Here is a 17665-nt window from a genome sequence, read left to right as displayed (position 1 = left end):
GGGTCCGAGCGGAGGCGACGCCGCATCAGGGGGAGGACGAACATGAGAGGTCGGTCCATCAGAATCGCGGTGATCACGGTGATCGCCGCCGCTTCGGCGCTGGTCGCCCCGTCGGTGGGGGCGGCGCAGACCCCGGCCACCGGGGCGGAGCGCGGAGGCGCAGGGAAGGGCGGTGCGGCGACCGAGCGGTGGGAGATCGCGCGGGCCGGCGGGCTGTCGCCCTCGGCGCACCTGAGTTCGGTGGCGTCCGCCGGGCGGGACGCGGCGTGGGCCGTGGGACACGAGAGCCACGACGCGGTGCCGGTCGGGGTGGTGTTGCGCTGGGACGGCGAGGAGTGGCGCCAGGAGCACGACGCCGGGCTGCCGGAGGTGCGGTACTGGCAGACGGTGAGCGCGGCGTCGCCGCGTGACGTGTGGATCTACGGCTGGGGCGAGTCGGGCGAGGTCACCGCGCACTACGACGGCAAGCGCTGGCGCCGCGTGGACCTGCCGGAGCTGCCGGGCGGGGCGATCTACGGCTACTCCGAGATCGCCGCCGAGCGCGGCCGGACCTGGCTGGCCGGCGGCCGGCGCATCAGCACCTGGGAACGGGACGGCTGGCGGACGACCGAGCTGGCCGCGGGCCAGGACGTCGTGCAGATCGACGCCCGCTCGGCGCGCGACGCGTGGGCGGTCGGCGGGACGTACACCGGCGCTTCGGGGTCACGGCCGCTGGCGCTGCACTGGAACGGCCACCGGTGGCGCGAGGTGCGGCTGCCGGACGTCCCGGTACGGCTGACCGACGTCTACGCGGAGTCGGCGCGCAGCGTGTGGGTGACCGGCTTCGCCAGCCCCATCGGCGAGGAGGGCTACGAGCCCAGGGTGCTGCACTGGAACGGGAAGAAGTGGAAGGACGTGACCGGGCCGGTCGCCGGGCTGTCCCCGGAGGCGCTGAGCGGTGACGGCCGCGGCCGGGTCTGGCTCGGCGGCGACCCGGCCGGCTGGGAGGGCCCGCCGGTGCTGTGGCGCCACGAGCGGGGGCGCTGGACCCGGGTGGAGGGGGCGACCGTCCCCGGCGGCATGACGCAGAGCTACACCGTCAACGGCCTGGCGCCGATCGGGCACACCGGGCGGCACTGGGCGGTCGGTGACTACGAACTCCTCGACGGCATGGGCAACTCCTTCCCGTACGAGATCATCCAGCGGTCCCGCTGGTGAGGTGACGGCGGCCGGCCGCCGGACGCCCCGGTGGGACGCCCGGCGCTCCGGCAGCCTCGCCGGGGCCGGCCGGCGCCGTCCCGGAGGCCGCCGGACGGCGTGCGGCCGGCGCCCGCCGTGGGCGCCGGCCGCGGGGCCGTGCGGGGGTGCCGGGGCGCGGGGCGCCCCGCCGGTTAGCCGGTGTGCACCGTCACCACCCCGGAGGTCACCACCGGCCGGGTGCGGTCGGTGGGCCGGGCGGTGAGGGTCCACCGGTAGGTGCCGGGCTTCACCTTCGTCCCGTTGGCCTTGCCGTCCCAGGTGACGGCGATCCGGCCGCGGGTCCGACCGCCGGTGAAGGTGCGGAGCACGGTGCTGTCGCCGGTACGGGTGAGGGTCAGTTTCCAGCCCGAGGTGGGCTTGGACGTGTGCCAGCCGCCCCGCCAGCCGGTGCCCGCCGAGGTGTTCAGCTTCGCCGGCGCCGACGTGGCGATGACGGCGAGCGCGGAGGTGGTCACCTTCGGCCAGGTCACCACGGCGTTCCCGGCGGCGTCGAGGTAGGCCACCGGGCCGCCGAACCGGTCGACCGCCCAGTAGCGGCCGCGCCGGTCCTCGGGAGCGTGCATGGCGAAGGGCAGCGGGGCGAGTTCCCGGGTGCCGGCCCGGTCCTCGGGGACGGCGCCGGGGAAGTAGGTGATCATCAACTTGCGGGCCCGGTCGTCCTGGCTGACCAGGTAGCCGTCCGCCAACTGGGCGTACCCGCCGGGGACGTCGATGGCGCGCCCGGTGGTGCGGTCGTGCACCCCGGCGTCCTGGCCCGGCCCGCAGGACCAGTAGATCCAGCGGCCGACCACCTGGAGTTCCTGCGGGGTGCAGGGGGCGCCGATGCGTTCGGAGCCGGCCGGGGCCAGCGACGGCAGGGACACCGCGTTCACCGTGCCGGGCGTGCCGCCCGGTGTCCACAGGGTGTTCCCCCACAGCGCCGCGGCCTGCACGCCGGTCCTCCGGAGCACCTTGGTGCCGTTCCGTATCTCCTGCCGGGTCTCGTGGTACCGCACCACCGAGTACGGGCCGGACGCCGCCACCACGTCCGGCACGTCGTGCTGCTCGTGGAGCACGGTGCCCTCGCCGTTTCCGGTCAGCCGCAGGCACGGGCCGTAGCAGGACTGGTAGTAGCCGCTGGAGCCGGGATCGCCGGAGTCGTCGCCGGGCACCCAGTACCCGAGGTCACCGAGGTCCGCCGGGGTGGACGCGGTCGGCGCGCCGTCGGCCGGCAGGGTGAGGTCGGCGCCGAACAGCCGGGTCCCCGGGTACGGTTCGGTGCCCTGGGTGTCCTCCTCGGCGAGCAGCAGCCGCCCCTGGTCGACGGCGAATCCGCCGACCTCCCACGCGGACATCGGCGGCAGCGCCACCCGGGTCGCCGTCGTGGGCGCGCCGTCCGCGCCCGGGGTGACCCGGTGCACGGCCCAGCGCGTGGCGTCGCTGCCGCCCTCCACCAGCAGGCTTCCGTCCTCGGCGGTGACGAAGACGCCGCGGGACCGGTCCAGCAGCGTCCGGGCCTGGCCCCCGCCGAGCGGCACCGCCCGTACCGTGCCCTTGCTGTCGTCCGGCTTCACGTACACCAGCCAGTCGCCCACCACGGCCATCTCGGTGTGCCAGTCCCGGACGCCGTCGAGCGAGGTGATCGAGGTGCCCGGCCGCTCCGGGTGGGCGCGGTCGACGACGTACGCGTTGGCCACGTCGAACTTCTTGTCGACAGCCATGAAGACGACCTTGTCGGCCGAGAGCCGCGGGTACTCCAGCACACCGAAGTCGTCGCTGGGTATCAGCGTCACGCGGGCGCTCGCGAAGTCCAGCAGCGCGGTGCGCCAGGCGCCGCCCCCCACCGGTTTCCACCAGAACGCCGCGCCGCGGCTGTCGGACGCCGGGGTGTAGACGGCCGGGCCCATGTCGTCCGGCACCCCGCCGATCGGCCGGTCCACCGGGGCGCCGCCGCCGGCCGGGACCTCCCACAGGTGCAGGGTGTTCCTGCCGTCGGCCCGGCGCAGGGTGACCAGGCGGTCGGCGGCGAAGATCCCGGTGACGGTGTCCGTCGCCGGCAGGTCGAAGCGGACCGTGTCGCCGGTCGCGTAGTGCCGGATGCGGAAGCTTCCGGTGCCCGGCACCTGCTCCAGGCCGTGGCCGCCGTTGAAGGCACGGGTCGGCGGCAGGTTCTCCACCCGCCGGCCGTCGTCCGCGACCCAGAGCAGTGGCCCGTGCGGGAACCGGGCCTCCCGGGACGACAGGTAGCCGGTGCCGTCGGCCGCCACGATCCCCGAGGAACGGGGCAGTGCCATCCGCTCGCCGGGGACGGTGACGCTCGGCATCGCCGCCGGGGTGTCGGCGGTGGGGGCCGCCACCGCCGGGCCGGCGCTCCCCAGCAGCCCGGCACCGAGGGCGAGGGCCGCCGTCACCGCGGTCGTCAGTCTCCGCGTCCTCGCTCCGGTCCGCGGTGCGGTCGTTGTCCGTGATGTTCGTGATGTCCGTGATGCAGTCGGTGTCCGTGGTGCCATCCGAGTTCCCTCGTTTCACCCAGCCGCTCGCGCTTCTTGCTCTTCCTGCTCGTGAGACCGGCGAGTTGTGGACCGGGTTGTGGGGAATCGGGGCCGCGAAACGGGGCGAATCCCTCCGTCACCCAGGGCACCCCGGGCGTTCGGTGAGACGCCGACCGTCGTTCATCCGGGCGGCGGCGCGCGGCCGGGGCGGGGGCGCGCGGCCGGGGCGGCCCGGGGCGGGTCACGGGAGCGGTCCGACCGGTCCGCCGGCAGGATCCGGCCGCTCGTGGCGATCTTTCGGGCGTGATCGGCGCCGGCGGTCGGGCCTCATCTCCCGCGCCGGGCATGCTGGTCGGGACGTCGGGACGCCGGGACGCCGGGACGCCGGGACGCCGGGATGTCGGCACGCCGGAACGCCGGAACGCCGGGCATGCTGGTCGGGACGCCGGGACCGACGCGCGGGCCCGCCGACCGCGATGTGGAGGTCCGCTGTGATCGTCTGGGTGAACGGTGCGTTCGGCAGCGGGAAGAGCACGCTGGTGGACGAGCTGCGTCCGCGATGGCCCGAGGCCCTGGTCTACGACCCGGAGATGGTCGGCTTTCTGCTGCGCCGGATCGTGGAGGTGCCCACCGGCGACTTCCAGGACCTCCGGCTGTGGCGGCGGCAGGTCGCCGACCTGGCGGTGGGGCTGGTCGAGGAGTACGGCCGCCCGGTCCTCGTCCCCATGACCCTGCTCGACCCCGGCTACGCCGGCGAGATATTCGGCCGGCTGAAGGAGGCCGGGGTCGAGGTGCGCCACTTCTTCCTCCGGGTTCCCCGGGAGGTGCTGGAGCGGCGGATCGACGGCCGGAGCTTCGCCCCGGACGACCCCGCGCAGGACGAGCGGATCCGGCGCTGGTGCAAGGACCGGATCGAGCGGGGCATCGCCGCGGCCGGCGTCCTGCCCGGCGACACCGTGTTCCTGGACGGCGAGCTGACCCCGCCGGAGCTGGCCGACGCGGTGCTGGCCCGGGTCGGTGCCGGAGCGGGCCACTAGGACGCTTCGCGCGGGCGGCCCTGCCGGGCGGGGCGCGGAGCCCGGCCCCCGGGGCGGCCGCTAGAGCGGGCGGGAGGCGCCCGCGAACGGCATGTCGTCGATGCCCGCGATCCGCACCGTCGATCCGGGCCTCGGCGCGTGGATCATCTTGCCGCCCCCGATGTACAGACCGACGTGGCTCAGCCCGTCGTAGAAGAACACCAGGTCACCGGGGGCCAGTTCGGCCCGGCCGACCCGCCGGCCGGCGTTGATCTGGGTGTAGCTGGTGCGCGGGAGCGCGACCCCCGCAGACCGCCAGGCGGCCTGGGTCAGCCCGGAACAGTCGTAGCCGGACGGCCCGGTGGCCCCCCACACATACGGTTTGCCCAGCGCCCCGTAGGCGAACGAGACGGCGAGCGCGGCACGGCCGGAGGGGGCTTGCGCGGGGGGAACGGGGCCCGGCCGGCCTGTCGCCTCGCCGCCGCCGGACGCCGCCCGGCCGGGAGCGCCCCGGGCGGCGTCGCCGTCCAGCACCCGGCGGCGCTGCTCGGCGGTGAGCCGGTCCAGCAGCCGGTCGGCGGCGTGCAGCTTGGACTCCACGGCGCGCTTGTGGAGGGCGAGGGCGTCACGGGACCGGTTCAGCTCGGCGAGCTTGCCCTTCGCCTCGGACCGCACCTGCTTCAGTCCTCTTATCTGCCGGACGAGTCTGCCCACCGCCGACGCCTGGCGGCCGTGCACCCGGGCGGTGGCCGAGGCGCGGTCCAGGTAGTCGTCCGGGGTGGAGGACAGCGCCAGCTGCACCCCGGGGTCGACGGCACCGGACCGGTACTGGGCGGTGGCGTACGACCCGAGCGCGTTGCGGGCGGTGTTGAGCCGGGCGGTCTCGCGGGCGGCCCGGTCGCGCAGCGCCTCGTACGCCGCGGCGGCCCGGTCGGCGTTCTCCTTGGCGCCGTTGAAGCGCTCAGTCGCCTCCTCGGCCTCCCGGTGGTACCGCTCGACCTGCGCCTTCACCCGGGCCGTGGAGGTCAGCGGCTCGGCGTGCGCGGAGCCCTCCAGAGCGGTGCCGGCGGTCGCCGCGCCGGCCAGCGCGAGGGTCGCGGCGGTGCGGGCGGTGCCGCCGAGCGGCGGACGCTGCCTGGGCTTCCGGTGCGAGGCCACAGCGGTGGGGTCCCTTTCTTCCGAGCGGCGGACTGCGGCGGCGGCCCGTACGGGGGAGCGGGCCGCCGCCTGGCGAGGAAGCTAGACCGCCGAATGACACGGAAGCGGGCAGATGGACGGGAGTGATCGGTTTCAGCGGTTCGCTGACCGCTCCTGACCGCCCGGCCCGGGACCGGCCGGAAGGTTTCTGGGCAGCTGTGACCGAAGGGGCGATAACGCCCCACCCGGCCGTCGGCCCCTGCTACGGGCGGGGCTACGCTCCGGGTCCATGGACGCACTCATACATGTCTTCGTCGGTCTGCACATCATCGGCATCGCCGCGCTGCTCGGCGGGTTCCTCGCCCAGACGAAGGCGATGCGCGCGAGTGAGGCGCGGATGTCCCCGGGGATGCTGCACGGTGCGCTGACCATGCTGCTGACCGGAGTGACCCTGGTCGGCCTCAACCAGGCCGACGACAACAGCGTCGACAACGTCAAGATCGCCGTGAAGACGGCCGTCCTGGTGGTGGTCCTCGCCCTGGTGTACGTGAAGCGGGACGACGAGAAGGTGCCGAACCCGCTGTTCGGCGCGGTGGGCCTGCTGACCACCGCGAACATCTTCATCGCGGTGCTCTGGACCTGATCCGGCGGGTTCAGGGCGGGGTCGGGCAGGCTCAGGCCGGTCGAGCTGGCCGGCTCAGGTCGGTCGAGCCGGGTGAGCCGGTCGGGTCAGGTCGGCCCAGGCCGGGTCAAGCAGGCTTGGGCGAGGTCAGGCGAGGTCAGGCCAGGTCAGGGCCGGTTCAGGCCGGCTCGGGCCAGGCCACGCCGGGCCAGACCGAGCCTGATCCGGCGGGGCCGGGCCCGGCCGGGGCGGCCGCCCGCCACCCCCGCGCCGGAGGCGGGCCCGGCCCCGTCCGGGCGTCGTGCCGGCCGGGCGCCGGTCCGGGCGCCGGTCAGGGCGTCGTGCCGGTCCGGCCCCGTCCGGGCGTCGTGGCGGCCCGGTCAGTCCAGGACCGTGAGGTCCAGTTCGTCCAGGCGCGACGGGTCGGCGAGGATGTCGATCGCCGCGATCCTCCCGTCCCGCACGGTGAAGCCCATGACCGAGAACACCTGGTCGTCCCGGAAGACGATCCGGCCGACGGCCCCGTTGACGAGCGCCGGGCGCGCGGCCCCGGCCGAGCCGTCGAGGCGGCGGAACATGAGCGCCTGGTTGGCCACCGCCACCGCGCCGTGGACCTTGCGGGGGGCGAGGGCGGGCGCGGCGCCGTAGTCGGCGCGGAGCACCACGTCCGGGTCGAGCAGCGACACCAGCGTGTCGAAGTCGCCGTCGCGCGCCGCGGCGAGGAACGCGTCGACGATCTCCCGCTGGCGTGCGACGTCCGGGTCGGGGACGGTGACGGTGCCCTGGACCCGGCGGCGGGCCCGGCTGGCCAGCTGCCGCGCCGCGGCCGGGGTGCGTCCCACGATCGGCGCGATCTCGTCGAACGGCACCGCGAACATGTCGTGCAGGACGAAGGCGAGGCGCTCCGCCGGACCCAGCGTCTCCAGCACCACCAGCAGCGCCAGCCCCACCGAGTCGGCCAGCAGCACCTCCTGCTCGGGGTCGACCGCGTCCTCCCGGCTGATGATCGGGTCGGGTATCCGGGCCTCCAGCGACTCCTCGCGCAGCGAGGTCCGCGACCGCAGCATGTCCAGGCAGACCCGCCCGACCACCGTGGTCAGCCAGCCGCCGAGGTTCTGCACCGCGCTGCTGTCGGACCTGCTGAGCCTGATCCACGCCTCCTGCACCGCGTCCTCCGCCTCGCTCAGCGAGCCGAGCATGCGGTAGGCCACCGCCCGCAGGTGGCCGCGGTGGGCCTCGAAGCGCTCCGCCAGAAACACGTTGGCGTCCATCGGTCACATCCCCTGGTCTCGATCCGTCACAGCACTGACGCGCGGCGCCCGGCCGATGTGACGGCCCCGGCGGCTTCCGCCGTCCGTCCGCGCCCGGGCCGGACGCGCGCGGCCGCCCCGTGCCGGCCGGGCCCGGCGCCCGTCCGCGCGACCATGATCGCTGCGCCGGCGGCCACGGGGGATTCCGTGGCGTGCGTCACCGTCCCGGCCCGGCGGCGGCGGGCCGGGCCGGTGTCGTCGCGGCACGTCGCGGCGGCCCCCGGTCCGCTCCCCGGCAATCGGGTGTGGACTGTCAGTGGCTCCGCCTAGACTCGGTGGGCGATGAGCAGCAGCCTCTTTGACGACGAGTTCCTGGCGAGCCTCGACGCCACGGTCCCCGGGCCCGCGGGCGAGGAGATTCCGCCACCCCCGGAGGATCCCGAGCACGGGCCGCACGGACACGGCGCGGAGGAGGTGCCGCACGACCTCTTCGGCGACACTTTTAACGTGCCCGTTCCCAGCCAGGCCAGGGAGCCGTACTACCGGGACGGCGCCGCCCGGCCCGCAGTGGACCCGGCGGCGCTGCTGGAGGGGCTGAACGATCAGCAGCGCGCCGCCGTCGTGCACCACGGAGCCCCGCTGCTCATCGTCGCGGGCGCCGGTTCCGGCAAGACCCGGGTCCTCACCCACCGCATCGCCCACCTGCTGGGCGCCCGCGGGGCGCACCCCGGCTCGATCCTCGCCATCACCTTCACCAACAAGGCCGCGGGTGAGATGAAGGAGCGCGTCGAGGAACTGGTCGGCCCGCGCGCCAACGCCATGTGGGTGTCGACCTTCCACAGCGCCTGTGTGCGGATCCTGCGCCGCGAGTCGAAGAAGCTGGGGTTCACCTCCTCCTTCTCGATCTACGACGCCGCCGACTCCAAGCGGCTGATGGCGCTGGTCTGCCGGGACCTGGACCTTGATCCCAAGCGCTTCCCGCCGAAGTCGTTCAGCGCGAAGGTCTCCAACCTCAAGAACGAGCTCATCGACGAGGAGACCTTCGCCGACCGGGCGAGCGACGGCTTCGAGAAGTCGCTGGCCGAGGCGTACGCGATGTACCAGGCGCGGCTGCGCGAGGCCAACGCGCTGGACTTCGACGACATCATCATGACCACCGTCAACCTGCTCCAGGCGTTCCCGGACGTCGCCGAGCACTACCGCCGCCGCTTCCGGCACGTCCTGGTCGACGAGTACCAGGACACCAACCACGCCCAGTACACCCTGGTGCGGGAGCTGGTCGGCTCCGGCACGGAGAACTTCGACCCGGCCGAGCTGTGCGTGGTGGGCGACGCCGACCAGTCGATCTACGCCTTCCGCGGCGCCACCATCCGCAACATCCTCCAGTTCGAGGAGGACTACCCGGAGGCCCGCACCATCCTGCTGGAGCAGAACTACCGCTCCACCCAGACGATCCTGAGCGCCGCCAACGCCGTGATCGAGCGGAACGAGAACCGGCGTCCCAAGAACCTGTGGACCGAGGCCGGGGCCGGGGCCACCATCACCGGGTACGTCGCCGACACCGAGCACGACGAGGCGCAGTTCGTCGCCGACGAGATCGACCGGCTGACCGACGCGGGCGACGCCAAGGCCGGCGACGTCGCCGTCTTCTACCGCACCAACGCCCAGTCCCGTGTCTTCGAAGAGATCTTCATCCGGGTCGGGCTGCCCTACAAGGTCGTCGGCGGCGTGCGGTTCTACGAGCGCAAGGAGGTCCGGGACGTCCTGGCCTACCTGCGGGTGCTCGCCAACCCCGAGGACACCGTGCCGCTGCGCCGCATCCTCAACGTGCCCAAGCGCGGCATCGGCGAGCGCGCCGAGGCCATGATCGAGGCGCTCGCCCTCCGCGAGAAGATCTCCTTCGCGCAGGCGCTGCGCCGGGTGGACGACGCCTACGGGATGGCCGCCCGCTCGGCCAACGCCGTGAAGCGCTTCAACACCCTGCTGGAGGAGCTGCGCACGATCGTCGAATCCGGCGCCGGCCCCGCGACCGTCCTGGAGGCGGTGCTGGAGCGCACCGGGTACCTCGCCGAGCTGCAGGCGTCCACCGACCCGCAGGACGAGACCCGGATCGAGAACCTCCAGGAGCTGGCGGCCGTCGCCCTGGAGTTCGAGCAGGAGCGCACCGCGGAGGAGCCCGGCACCCTCGCCGAGTTCCTGGAGCGGGTCGCCCTGGTCGCCGACTCCGACCAGATCCCGGACGAGGACACCGAGGGCACCGGCGTCATCACCCTGATGACCCTGCACACCGCCAAGGGCCTCGAGTTCCCCGTGGTCTTCCTCACCGGCATGGAGGACGGCGTCTTCCCGCACATGCGCGCGCTCGGGCAGACCAAGGAGCTGGAGGAGGAGCGGCGGCTGGCGTACGTGGGCATCACCCGCGCCCGGGAGCGGCTCTACCTCACCCGGTCGACGATGCGCAGCGCCTGGGGCCAGCCCTCCTACAACCCGCCCTCCCGGTTCCTGGAGGAGATCCCCGACCAGTTCCTGAGCTGGAAGCGCACCGGCCCCTCCACGCCCTCGGCATCGATGGGCGCGGTCTCCGGCATCACCTCGTCGCTGTCGTCCTCGCTTGCCGCGCGTTCACGGGGTGCGGCGGGCGGTGGGCCCAGCGGCTTCGCGACCCGCCGGGCGACCGAGCGGCAGGTGGTCTCGCTGTCCGTGGGCGACCGGGTCACGCACGACTCGTTCGGGCTGGGCACGGTGGTCGGTATGAAGGGCAGCGGGGACGCGGCCGAGGCGACCATCGACTTCGGTGACGAGAAGCCCAAGCGGCTGCTGCTGCGCTACGCGCCGGTGGAGAAGCTCTAGCCGACCCGCAGGACCGGACCCGGACCCGGATCCGGACCCGGATCCGAACCCGGATCCGGACCCGAACCCGGATCCGGACCTGCACCCGGACCCCGGTCGGGCCGTGGACCCGGTCGGGCCGTGGACCCGGTCGGGCGGCGGGCTCCGGCCCCGATCGGTCCGGGACTCGGCAGTGGGCGCGGACCGGGCTGTGGGCGGGCCCGTATGCGCCGGGCGGGAGGCAGCGGGGACGCTCGTCCGCCGCGGCGGGTGCCCCGGACGGCCCCCGGCACCGTCAAACGGTGCCGATGCCTCCGCCGGGGCCGGCGAGGGGCGGCGCGGCTACGTCGGGTCGAGCCCGTGGCTGCGCAGCCAGGTCAGCGGGTCGATCGCGGAGCCGCCGCCGGGGCGCACCTCGAAGTGCAGGTGGGGTCCGGTGGAGTTGCCGGAGTCGCCGCTGTACGCGATGACGTCACCGGCCTTCACGGAACCCGAGCGGATCCTGGTGGTGCTCAGGTGGCAGTACCAGGTCTCGGTGCCGTCGGGGGAGGTCACTATCGCCATGTTCCCGTAGGCGTTGTTCCACTGGGTCCGCACGGTGCCGTCCGTGGCGGCCATCACCGGGGTCCCGTAGCCCACCGGGAAGTCGATACCGGTGTGCAGCGACATCCAGTTGAGGCCCGACTGGCCGTACTGGGCGCTCAGCCCGTGCTGCGCGACCGGGAGCGCGAACTTGGGACGCAGCGCTTCCTTGCGCGCCGCCTCCTCCGCCTTGCGCTTCCGCTCGGCGGCCTGACGCTCCTTGAGGTCGATGCGCTCCTGGGTGCGGCTGGCGCGATCGGCGAAGTCGTCGGCCCGGTCCGAGAGTCCGGCGAGCTGGGTGTCGAGCTTGCTGTTGGCGACCGACGGCTTGACGGAGGCGGCGTCGGGCGCGGCCTGCGTGGTCGAGTCGTCCTTGCCGCCGTCGTCGCCCCCCATACCGCCGACCGCGGCGGCGGCGACCGCCGTCACCCCCATGATGGCGACGGACGGCACGGCGACGGTCAGCAGCGCGGACCGCTTGGGACGGGAGGCGGTGCGGTTGCCCGGGCGACGGCCACCCCGGCGGGCGCGGGCGGTCTCCCGGCGCGGGCCGGTGGCGAGCAGGACCGGCTCGTCATCCGCGTCGCCCGGTTCGCCGGAGGCGTCGGTCCGGTGACCGTCCGGGTCCCCGGCGGAGTCCGCCGGGAAGTGGTGGGCCGGGTGTTCGCCGTCCGGGCCGGCTTCCGCGTCCGGACCGCCGGGACCGGCGATCCCGTCCGGCCCTTCGCCGCCCGTGGAATCCTCGAAGCCCTCGTAGTCCGCGTAGCCGTCGTAGCCGGTGTAGTCGGCCTCGGCGGGGTGCTCGCCGGCGTGGTCGGCGGCGTAGTCGTGGGACGGGCCGGCCGCGTGCGGTTCGTACAGCGAGTCGCCGCTGGCCCAGGCGGTCGCGTCCCAGGTCTGGGTCTGCCCGGTGTCGACGCCGACGGCGCCGTGCACCCCGGTGGTGTCCCATCCCGCGTCGGTGCCCCACTGGTCCGCGGTGTCCCACCGGCCGGTGCCGGCCGGGTCCGCGTCGACCGGGTGGCCGGCCGGGTCCCACGGGCCGGTGGCGTCGGTGGTCTGCTGGGCCGGGATGCTCGCGGTGAGCCCCGCACCCTGGGCGGCGTCTCCGGGCTGGAGGCAGTCGGAGTCGCCCCACATCGCGGTGGTGGCGTACCCGCCGGTCCGGTAGGCCGTTCCGTCCTGGTCCGCGGAGCCGAAGTCCGCGGTCGCGAAGCCTCCGGTGTCGTAACCGCCGTTGTCGAAGGGCGCGGTGCCGAAGCCGTCGTCGGCGAGGGCGGCCGTGCCGTCGAAGGCTCCGGTGCCGAACGTCCCGGTGCCGAACGTTCCCGTGTCGAACGCGCCGGTGTCGAACGCGCCCGTGGGGAAGGAGCCGGTGGTGAAGGAGCCGGAGTCGTGGGTGCCGGTTCCGAAGCTGTCCGCGCCGAGGCCGTCGGTCCCGTAGCCGGCGACCGGGTAGCCGCCGGTGTCGTGCCCGACCGCCTGCTGCGCGGCGGCGCCCAGGTCCCACTGGCCGGAGGCGTCCCACTGGCCGGTGTCATAGGTGTGCGGGTCGTGGGTACCCGTCCCGTACGCGGCGGTGGTGTCGTAGCCGCCCGGCTCGTAGCCGCCGGCCGGGTAGCCCTCGGTGCCGTGGAACGCGTCGCCGCCGAACTGGTCGTAGCCGCCGGTGGGATAGCCGTCGGGCCCGGCCTGGCCCGGCTGGGCCCCCTGCTGGTCGTCGTACGCCCCGTAGTAAGGGGTGTATGAGGCGTCGGGAGCGGGAGCGGTCGGGATCGAGCTCCCCGACGGGTGACGGTCGTTCACCACCAACTTCTCTTTCGCCTCGGCAGCAGGAGAATTAGCGGCGACTGTACCCGGCGGTATGCGACGCCGACAATCTTCGGCAGGTTTCCGGGGGCGCAGGGAAGGGCATTTGGTCGGCTTTCGCCGGTGTGCGTGCCATTACTTGGCCGTGCGTTCGATTACTGTTCGGTAATTATCTGCCTGATCACGCAACCGAAGCGGCCCCTGAAGCGTCGTCACCCCCAGGTTTCGCGCCCCTCGCGCCCTGCGCGCCTCCCGAACTCCCCGCGCTCCCGGTCGACCCGTCCGCTCCGGTGTCCGGTGTGTCCGGGTCATCCGCTTCGGTGACCGGGGTGGTGTCCCCGTCCAGGGCCCGGCGGACCCCGGTGGCGATGGTCCGGTGCACCGGGAGGGCGAGATGGCCGATACCCGTGACACGGACATTGCGCGCGTCCAGGTCGGGGTGGCGGACGCAGGCCATCTCCGCCGGTGTCACCACCTGGTCCATGTCGCTCCAGAAGCTTATGAAGCGGGTGCGGCATCCCGGGGCGGGCTGCCGGAGCGCCTCGATCACCGGCGAATCCGGCCGCATCTGCCGCACCAGCGGATGGGCCGACAGCAGCGGGACCGCGCGGGTGCCGCCGTGCGGGGTGCCGAGGGTGACCAGGGTGTGCACCCGGGCGTCACCGCCCAGCCGCTGCACGTAGTAGCGCGCGATCAGCCCGCCCAGGCTGTGCCCCACCAGATCCACCCGGCGCCGGCCGGTGCGCTTGCAGACCTCCTGGACGTGATCGCCCAGGAGGGCCGCCGCGGTCGGGATGTCGCAGGTCAGCGGGGAGTAGTTCAGCCCTTCCACGTGGTGGCGCCCGTCCTGCCGCAGTGAGCGCCGCAGCAGGACGAACACCGAACGGTTGTCGATGAACCCGTGCAGCAGCAGCACCGGCCGGTGCTTCCCGCGCCCCGGCCCCCGCCCCCGGCCGTCGCCCTCGGCCGCCGCGGCGGGGGGCCGCTCCTGAGCCAGGCCGGTGGGGTAGAGCATCAGGTGCCCGGCGAGCACCGCCGCGTCCACCGCGGTCGCCCGGATCAGCGCGGTCGACGAGCGCAGCGGCTCGAAGAAGGAGAGGGGAAAGGGCAGGGCCATCGTGTCCGACCTCCCAACGGTGCGCGGAAGCGGCGCCGCTCCGCGTGCCCTCGTCGACGGTCCCGGTCTCCGGGGAACGTGACGGTCTCCCGGGAAGGTGACGGCCACGGCAGCCGGGGCGGGTGGGGCGCGGCCGGTGCTTCCCTCGCCCGCTCCGGCCGGTGGTCACGCTCATCGTCCCGAGGGTCCGTCCGGGCGGGCATCCGGCGCGACCGGTTCATCGGTTGACGGCTGAAGGGGCAGGCCGCCGACGGACGGCTCGGCGGTGGGCGCGGGGTCCGGCTCGGTGGGGGAGTGCGGTCCGAGGAGGGCCGGGCGCCGAGAGCCGGGCGCCGCACCACCGCGCCGCGCGGCCGACGCGACCGGCACGCGGCGCGGGGTGCGACCTCCCCGCTGTGGCTTCCCGTCGGCCGTACCGGGTGCGCCCCCGTCGTCCCCTGATGACGCGGCGGGCCGGCCGGTGCGGCCGTGCTGTGCAGATGTCCCATGTGTGATTTCCCCCTCCCTGCTCTCCCCGAAACTGCTGCGTGCGGGAAGCTGGAGATAACGTTCGTTCACGTTGGTTCACCGCTTACGGCCGGTGACGGCTGTCGTGCATGGAGGCATGGAGGCAGTGATGGGAGTGACTGGTCCGATCCGCGTGGTGGTGGCCAAGCCAGGGCTCGACGGCCATGACCGCGGGGCCAAGGTCATCGCGCGGGCGCTGCGCGATGCCGGTATGGAGGTCATCTACACCGGTCTCCACCAGACCCCGGAGCAGATCGTCGACACCGCGATCCAGGAGGACGCCGACGCCATCGGGCTGTCGATCCTCTCCGGTGCGCACATGACGCTCTTCGCGAAGGTGCTGGAACTGCTGCGGGAGCGGGAGGCGGAGGACATCAAGGTCTTCGGCGGCGGCATCATCCCGGAGGACGACATCCCGCCGCTCAAGGAGCAGGGCGTCGCGGAGATCTTCACCCCGGGCGCGACCACCACCGCGATCGTGGAGTGGGTCCGGGAGAACGTCCGCCCGGTCGCCGCCTGACCGCGACCGGCACCGCCCGACCGCGGCCCACCGCTTTACCGCGACCGGCCGCGGCTACGGCGGTCGACCGGCCCGGGCACGCCCAGGGCGGCCGGCCCGCCGGCAGGTCCGGGCCCGCCCGGACCAGGTAGCCGCGCCGGGCCGTGCGCGGCGCCGGAAGCCTCGCCGCCGGGGCCCCGGGATCTTGAGCCCGCAGCCTGAGGCGTCGAGGCCCACCCGGGAGCCCGGCCCCGGCAGCGGACCTTGGCCCCGGCAGCGGGGCGCCCCGGCCTCCCGGTTGCCTCAGGCCCAGGCTCGGTGCCCGGCCCTGACAGGCCCCGGCTCCGTGCCCGGCCCCGGGGGCATGAACGGCCCCGGGGGCATGAACGGCCCGCGGCACCGGTGCTGCCCCGCCACTTCGAGGCCCCGGGCTCCTCGGGCCGTTGGGCCGTTGGTCCGTTCGGGTGACCGGGCCCGGCCCGGCCCCTTCGGGCCGGGCGGGAGCCCGTTCCCGCCGGACTCTTCGGCTCTCCCGGGGACGGACACCCATGCCGGTGGCCGGGCCGCGGGCAGTCGCCGGTCCGCCGCACGTCCGGGTCGGTCCTCCCGGAAGCCGCCGGCGGGCCTCCGGGGTTTCCGCGGGCCGGCCCCTGGTGTCCGCGGGCGCCTGTCCCGCCGCGTCACCGCTCGTCCTCCGCCCCTTCCCACCCCTCCGGCCCGGGCACCGCCCGCTGCCGTTCCGGCGCGGTCGGCGCGGTCGGCCCGGTCGGCCCGGCGTCCGGGGTCTCGGCGAGGCCGTCCAGTTCGTAGCGCATGGTGGCGCGCAGCCGGAGCGTCCCCACCAGGCGCTGGAACGCCTCCGACCAGTACCCCACCGCGCCCGGCGAACTGTCCGCCGACTCGTCCGGCAGCGCGGTGAGCACCTCCAGCCGGTCGGCCTGCGCCGGGTCCAGGCACCTCTCCGCCAGCCCCATCACCCCGCTGAAGCTCCACGGGTAGCTGCCCGCGTCCCGTGCGATGTCCAGGGCGTCCACCACGGACCGGCCCAGCGGCTCCGCCCAGGGGACCGCGCACACCCCCAGCAGCCGGAACGCGTCCGACAGACCGTGCGCGGCGATGAACTCGGCGACCCAGGCGGCCCGCTCCTCCGGCGGCAGTGCGGCGAGCAGCTTCGCCGGGTCCCGCCAGGAGGCGGCGGGCGAGGCCGCAGCCAGCGCCGCCTCCCCCGAGGCCGGCGGGGTGGTGAGCGGCACCGTCGGGGCCCCGAGCAGCGCGCGCGACCACTCGGTGTTCCGCTGCCGGACCGCGGCCCGGCACCAGGCAGCGTGCAGATCGGGCTGCCATCCGTCGGCGACCGGCAGGGCCACCACCGCCGCCGCGTCCCGGCCGCCGAACCACTCCGTCCAGCACTCCAGCGGTGTCGCCTCCACCATCTGCCCGAGCCACCAGGAGCGTTCGCCGCGACCGGCGGGCGGGTTCGCCACCACACCGTCCCGCTCCATGCCGCTGTCGCACTCCGCCGGCGCGTCCACCGCGATCCGCGGCCCGTCACCGCCCCGGGGCAGCTCCAGCCGCACCCGGGCGCGCATCCGCTCGGCCATCCGCCGCGCCAGCGCGGAACCGGGCAGTGCGGAGAGCAGTTCGGCGGCGGTGGACCGCACGTTCCGGCTGCGGTCGGACAGCGCCTGCTCCAGGAACGGCTCGTCTGCCGGGGACAGGTCGTCGCGCAGCGAGTCGAGGAACATCAGCCGGTCCTCCGCCCGCTCGGTGGCCCAGGTGCCGGCGAGCAGGGCCAGACCCGCCGCGGGGTCCTGGTGGCGGACGACCGCCAGCACCGAGACCCGCTCGGCGAACAGCCCTTCCTGCCAGAGCCGCCGCACCTCCTCGGGGGAGGCGGGGTCCGGCAGCACCGACCCCGCGGCGCGGCCCGGACCGCCGCGCAGCGCGAACTTCCACTCCGGGTTGAGCCGGGCCAGCCACCGGGCCCGCGGCCCGGCGAACGCGAGGGCTTCCGGGCGCAGATCGGTGCGGGCCCGGGCGGCGTCCAGCAGTGCCGGAAGCAGGGCGTCGGGTGCCCGGTAGCCGTGGCCGTCGGCGATGGCGAGCCACTGCGGAAGCAGTTCGGTCAGGTCGGGCGCGGCGCGCGGGCTGGACTGGCCCGGTGCGCCGCGGTCGGCGAGCAGCAGCGCCAGCCTGCGGCGGGCCGCGGTGGGCAGGCCCGGGCGGGGGTCGGCCGGCGCGGGTTCCGGGAACGGCCCGGCGGGAGCGGGGCGCAGCCCGGCGCGCCGGGCCACGGTGCTGACCGCGGCGGCGTCCAGTAGGGCGCCGGCCGCGTCCTGGCCGCGCCGCGCGGGGACCGGTGGACGGCGCCGGTCGGTGCCGAGCAGTGCGGCCGCAACCAGGTCGTCCCAGTCGGCCCAGCCGTCCCAGTCGGCCCCGACCGCCCCGGCCGGCCGGTCGGCTCCCGGGCCGTGGCCGTCGCTCAGGACGGCGTCCGTACGGCTGCCGGACGGGCCCGTCCCGGGGCCGGCCCCCGCTCCCCCCGCTCCCCCCGCTCCCCCCGCTCCCGCCGCTCCCGCCGCTCCCG

At 74.9% G+C, this 17665-nt stretch carries 11 protein-coding genes; 5 read left to right on the top strand and 6 right to left on the bottom strand.

Annotated elements, in window-relative coordinates:
- Positions 1-42 precede the first annotated feature (42 nt).
- On the top strand, positions 43-1197 hold the full coding sequence (locus tag ACH4B3_RS17070) for a hypothetical protein (protein ID WP_398463644.1): 1155 nt from the start codon (positions 43-45) through the stop codon (positions 1195-1197).
- Between the two features lie 173 nt (positions 1198-1370).
- On the opposite strand, the gene ACH4B3_RS17065 is transcribed toward ACH4B3_RS17070, so the two are convergent.
- Positions 1371-3629 carry a hypothetical protein gene (locus tag ACH4B3_RS17065; protein ID WP_398463643.1) on the bottom strand — a complete coding sequence of 753 codons (2259 nt, stop codon included), beginning with the start codon at positions 3627-3629 and terminating at the stop codon, positions 1371-1373.
- 572 nt (positions 3630-4201) lie between these two features.
- Here ACH4B3_RS17065 and ACH4B3_RS17060 point away from each other — a divergent pair.
- On the top strand, positions 4202-4747 hold the full coding sequence (locus tag ACH4B3_RS17060) for an AAA family ATPase (protein ID WP_398463642.1): 546 nt from the start codon (positions 4202-4204) through the stop codon (positions 4745-4747).
- Positions 4748-4807: 60 nt separating this feature from the next.
- On the opposite strand, the gene ACH4B3_RS17055 is transcribed toward ACH4B3_RS17060, so the two are convergent.
- Positions 4808-5884, bottom strand: coding sequence for an NlpC/P60 family protein (locus ACH4B3_RS17055; RefSeq protein WP_398463641.1), 1077 nt, complete (start codon positions 5882-5884; stop codon positions 4808-4810).
- Between the two features lie 268 nt (positions 5885-6152).
- On the opposite strand from ACH4B3_RS17055, the gene ACH4B3_RS17050 reads away from it, so the two are divergent.
- Positions 6153-6506: a hypothetical protein gene (locus ACH4B3_RS17050; protein ID WP_398463640.1), complete on the top strand. Its 354-nt coding sequence runs from the start codon at positions 6153-6155 to the stop codon at positions 6504-6506.
- 359 nt (positions 6507-6865) lie between these two features.
- On the opposite strand, the gene sigJ is transcribed toward ACH4B3_RS17050, so the two are convergent.
- The gene (gene sigJ, locus ACH4B3_RS17045) at positions 6866-7756 is read right to left on the bottom strand and encodes an RNA polymerase sigma factor SigJ (protein WP_398463639.1); all 891 of its coding nucleotides are present in this window, start codon (positions 7754-7756) and stop codon (positions 6866-6868) included.
- A gap of 321 nt (positions 7757-8077) precedes the next feature.
- Here sigJ and pcrA point away from each other — a divergent pair, with 321 nt between their 5' ends.
- Complete coding sequence (gene pcrA, locus ACH4B3_RS17040) at positions 8078-10585, top strand: DNA helicase PcrA (RefSeq protein ID WP_398463638.1); 2508 nt, start codon at positions 8078-8080, stop codon at positions 10583-10585.
- A gap of 321 nt (positions 10586-10906) precedes the next feature.
- Here pcrA and ACH4B3_RS17035 read toward each other — a convergent pair whose 3' ends face one another.
- Both ACH4B3_RS17035 and ACH4B3_RS17030 read right to left on the bottom strand, forming a co-directional pair.
- On the bottom strand, positions 10907-12952 hold the full coding sequence (locus ACH4B3_RS17035) for a peptidoglycan DD-metalloendopeptidase family protein (protein ID WP_398463847.1): 2046 nt from the start codon (positions 12950-12952) through the stop codon (positions 10907-10909).
- Positions 12953-13136: 184 nt separating this feature from the next.
- Positions 13137-14072 carry a lipase family alpha/beta hydrolase gene (locus ACH4B3_RS17030; RefSeq protein ID WP_398463637.1) on the bottom strand — a complete coding sequence of 312 codons (936 nt, stop codon included), beginning with the start codon at positions 14070-14072 and terminating at the stop codon, positions 13137-13139.
- A gap of 616 nt (positions 14073-14688) precedes the next feature.
- On the opposite strand from ACH4B3_RS17030, the gene ACH4B3_RS17025 reads away from it, so the two are divergent.
- Positions 14689-15099, top strand: coding sequence for a cobalamin B12-binding domain-containing protein (locus tag ACH4B3_RS17025; RefSeq protein WP_197989895.1), 411 nt, complete (start codon positions 14689-14691; stop codon positions 15097-15099).
- 659 nt (positions 15100-15758) lie between these two features.
- On the opposite strand, the gene ACH4B3_RS17020 is transcribed toward ACH4B3_RS17025, so the two are convergent.
- Positions 15759-17564 (bottom strand): DUF5691 domain-containing protein, encoded by a 1806-nt coding sequence (locus tag ACH4B3_RS17020; protein ID WP_398463846.1) that lies wholly within the window; start codon positions 17562-17564, stop codon positions 15759-15761.
- Positions 17565-17665: the final 101 nt, after the last annotated feature.

This window comes from Streptomyces sp. NPDC018031, assembly GCF_044327625.1.
Lineage (GTDB): Bacteria > Actinomycetota > Actinomycetes > Streptomycetales > Streptomycetaceae > Streptomyces.
The sequence above is the reverse complement of the archived record's forward strand: the minus strand, read 5'-3'. Positions and strand labels throughout refer to the sequence as shown.

Coding starts and splice junctions, on each gene's coding strand:
- ACH4B3_RS17070 (WP_398463644.1), top strand. CDS start 43: ATGAGAGGTCGGTCCATCAGAATCGCGGTGATCACGGTGATCGCCGCC.
- ACH4B3_RS17050 (WP_398463640.1), top strand. CDS start 6,153: ATGGACGCACTCATACATGTCTTCGTCGGTCTGCACATCATCGGCATC.
- sigJ (WP_398463639.1), bottom strand. CDS start 7,756: ATGGACGCCAACGTGTTTCTGGCGGAGCGCTTCGAGGCCCACCGCGGC.
- pcrA (WP_398463638.1), top strand. CDS start 8,078: ATGAGCAGCAGCCTCTTTGACGACGAGTTCCTGGCGAGCCTCGACGCC.
- ACH4B3_RS17030 (WP_398463637.1), bottom strand. CDS start 14,072: ATGGCCCTGCCCTTTCCCCTCTCCTTCTTCGAGCCGCTGCGCTCGTCG.
- ACH4B3_RS17025 (WP_197989895.1), top strand. CDS start 14,689: ATGGGAGTGACTGGTCCGATCCGCGTGGTGGTGGCCAAGCCAGGGCTC.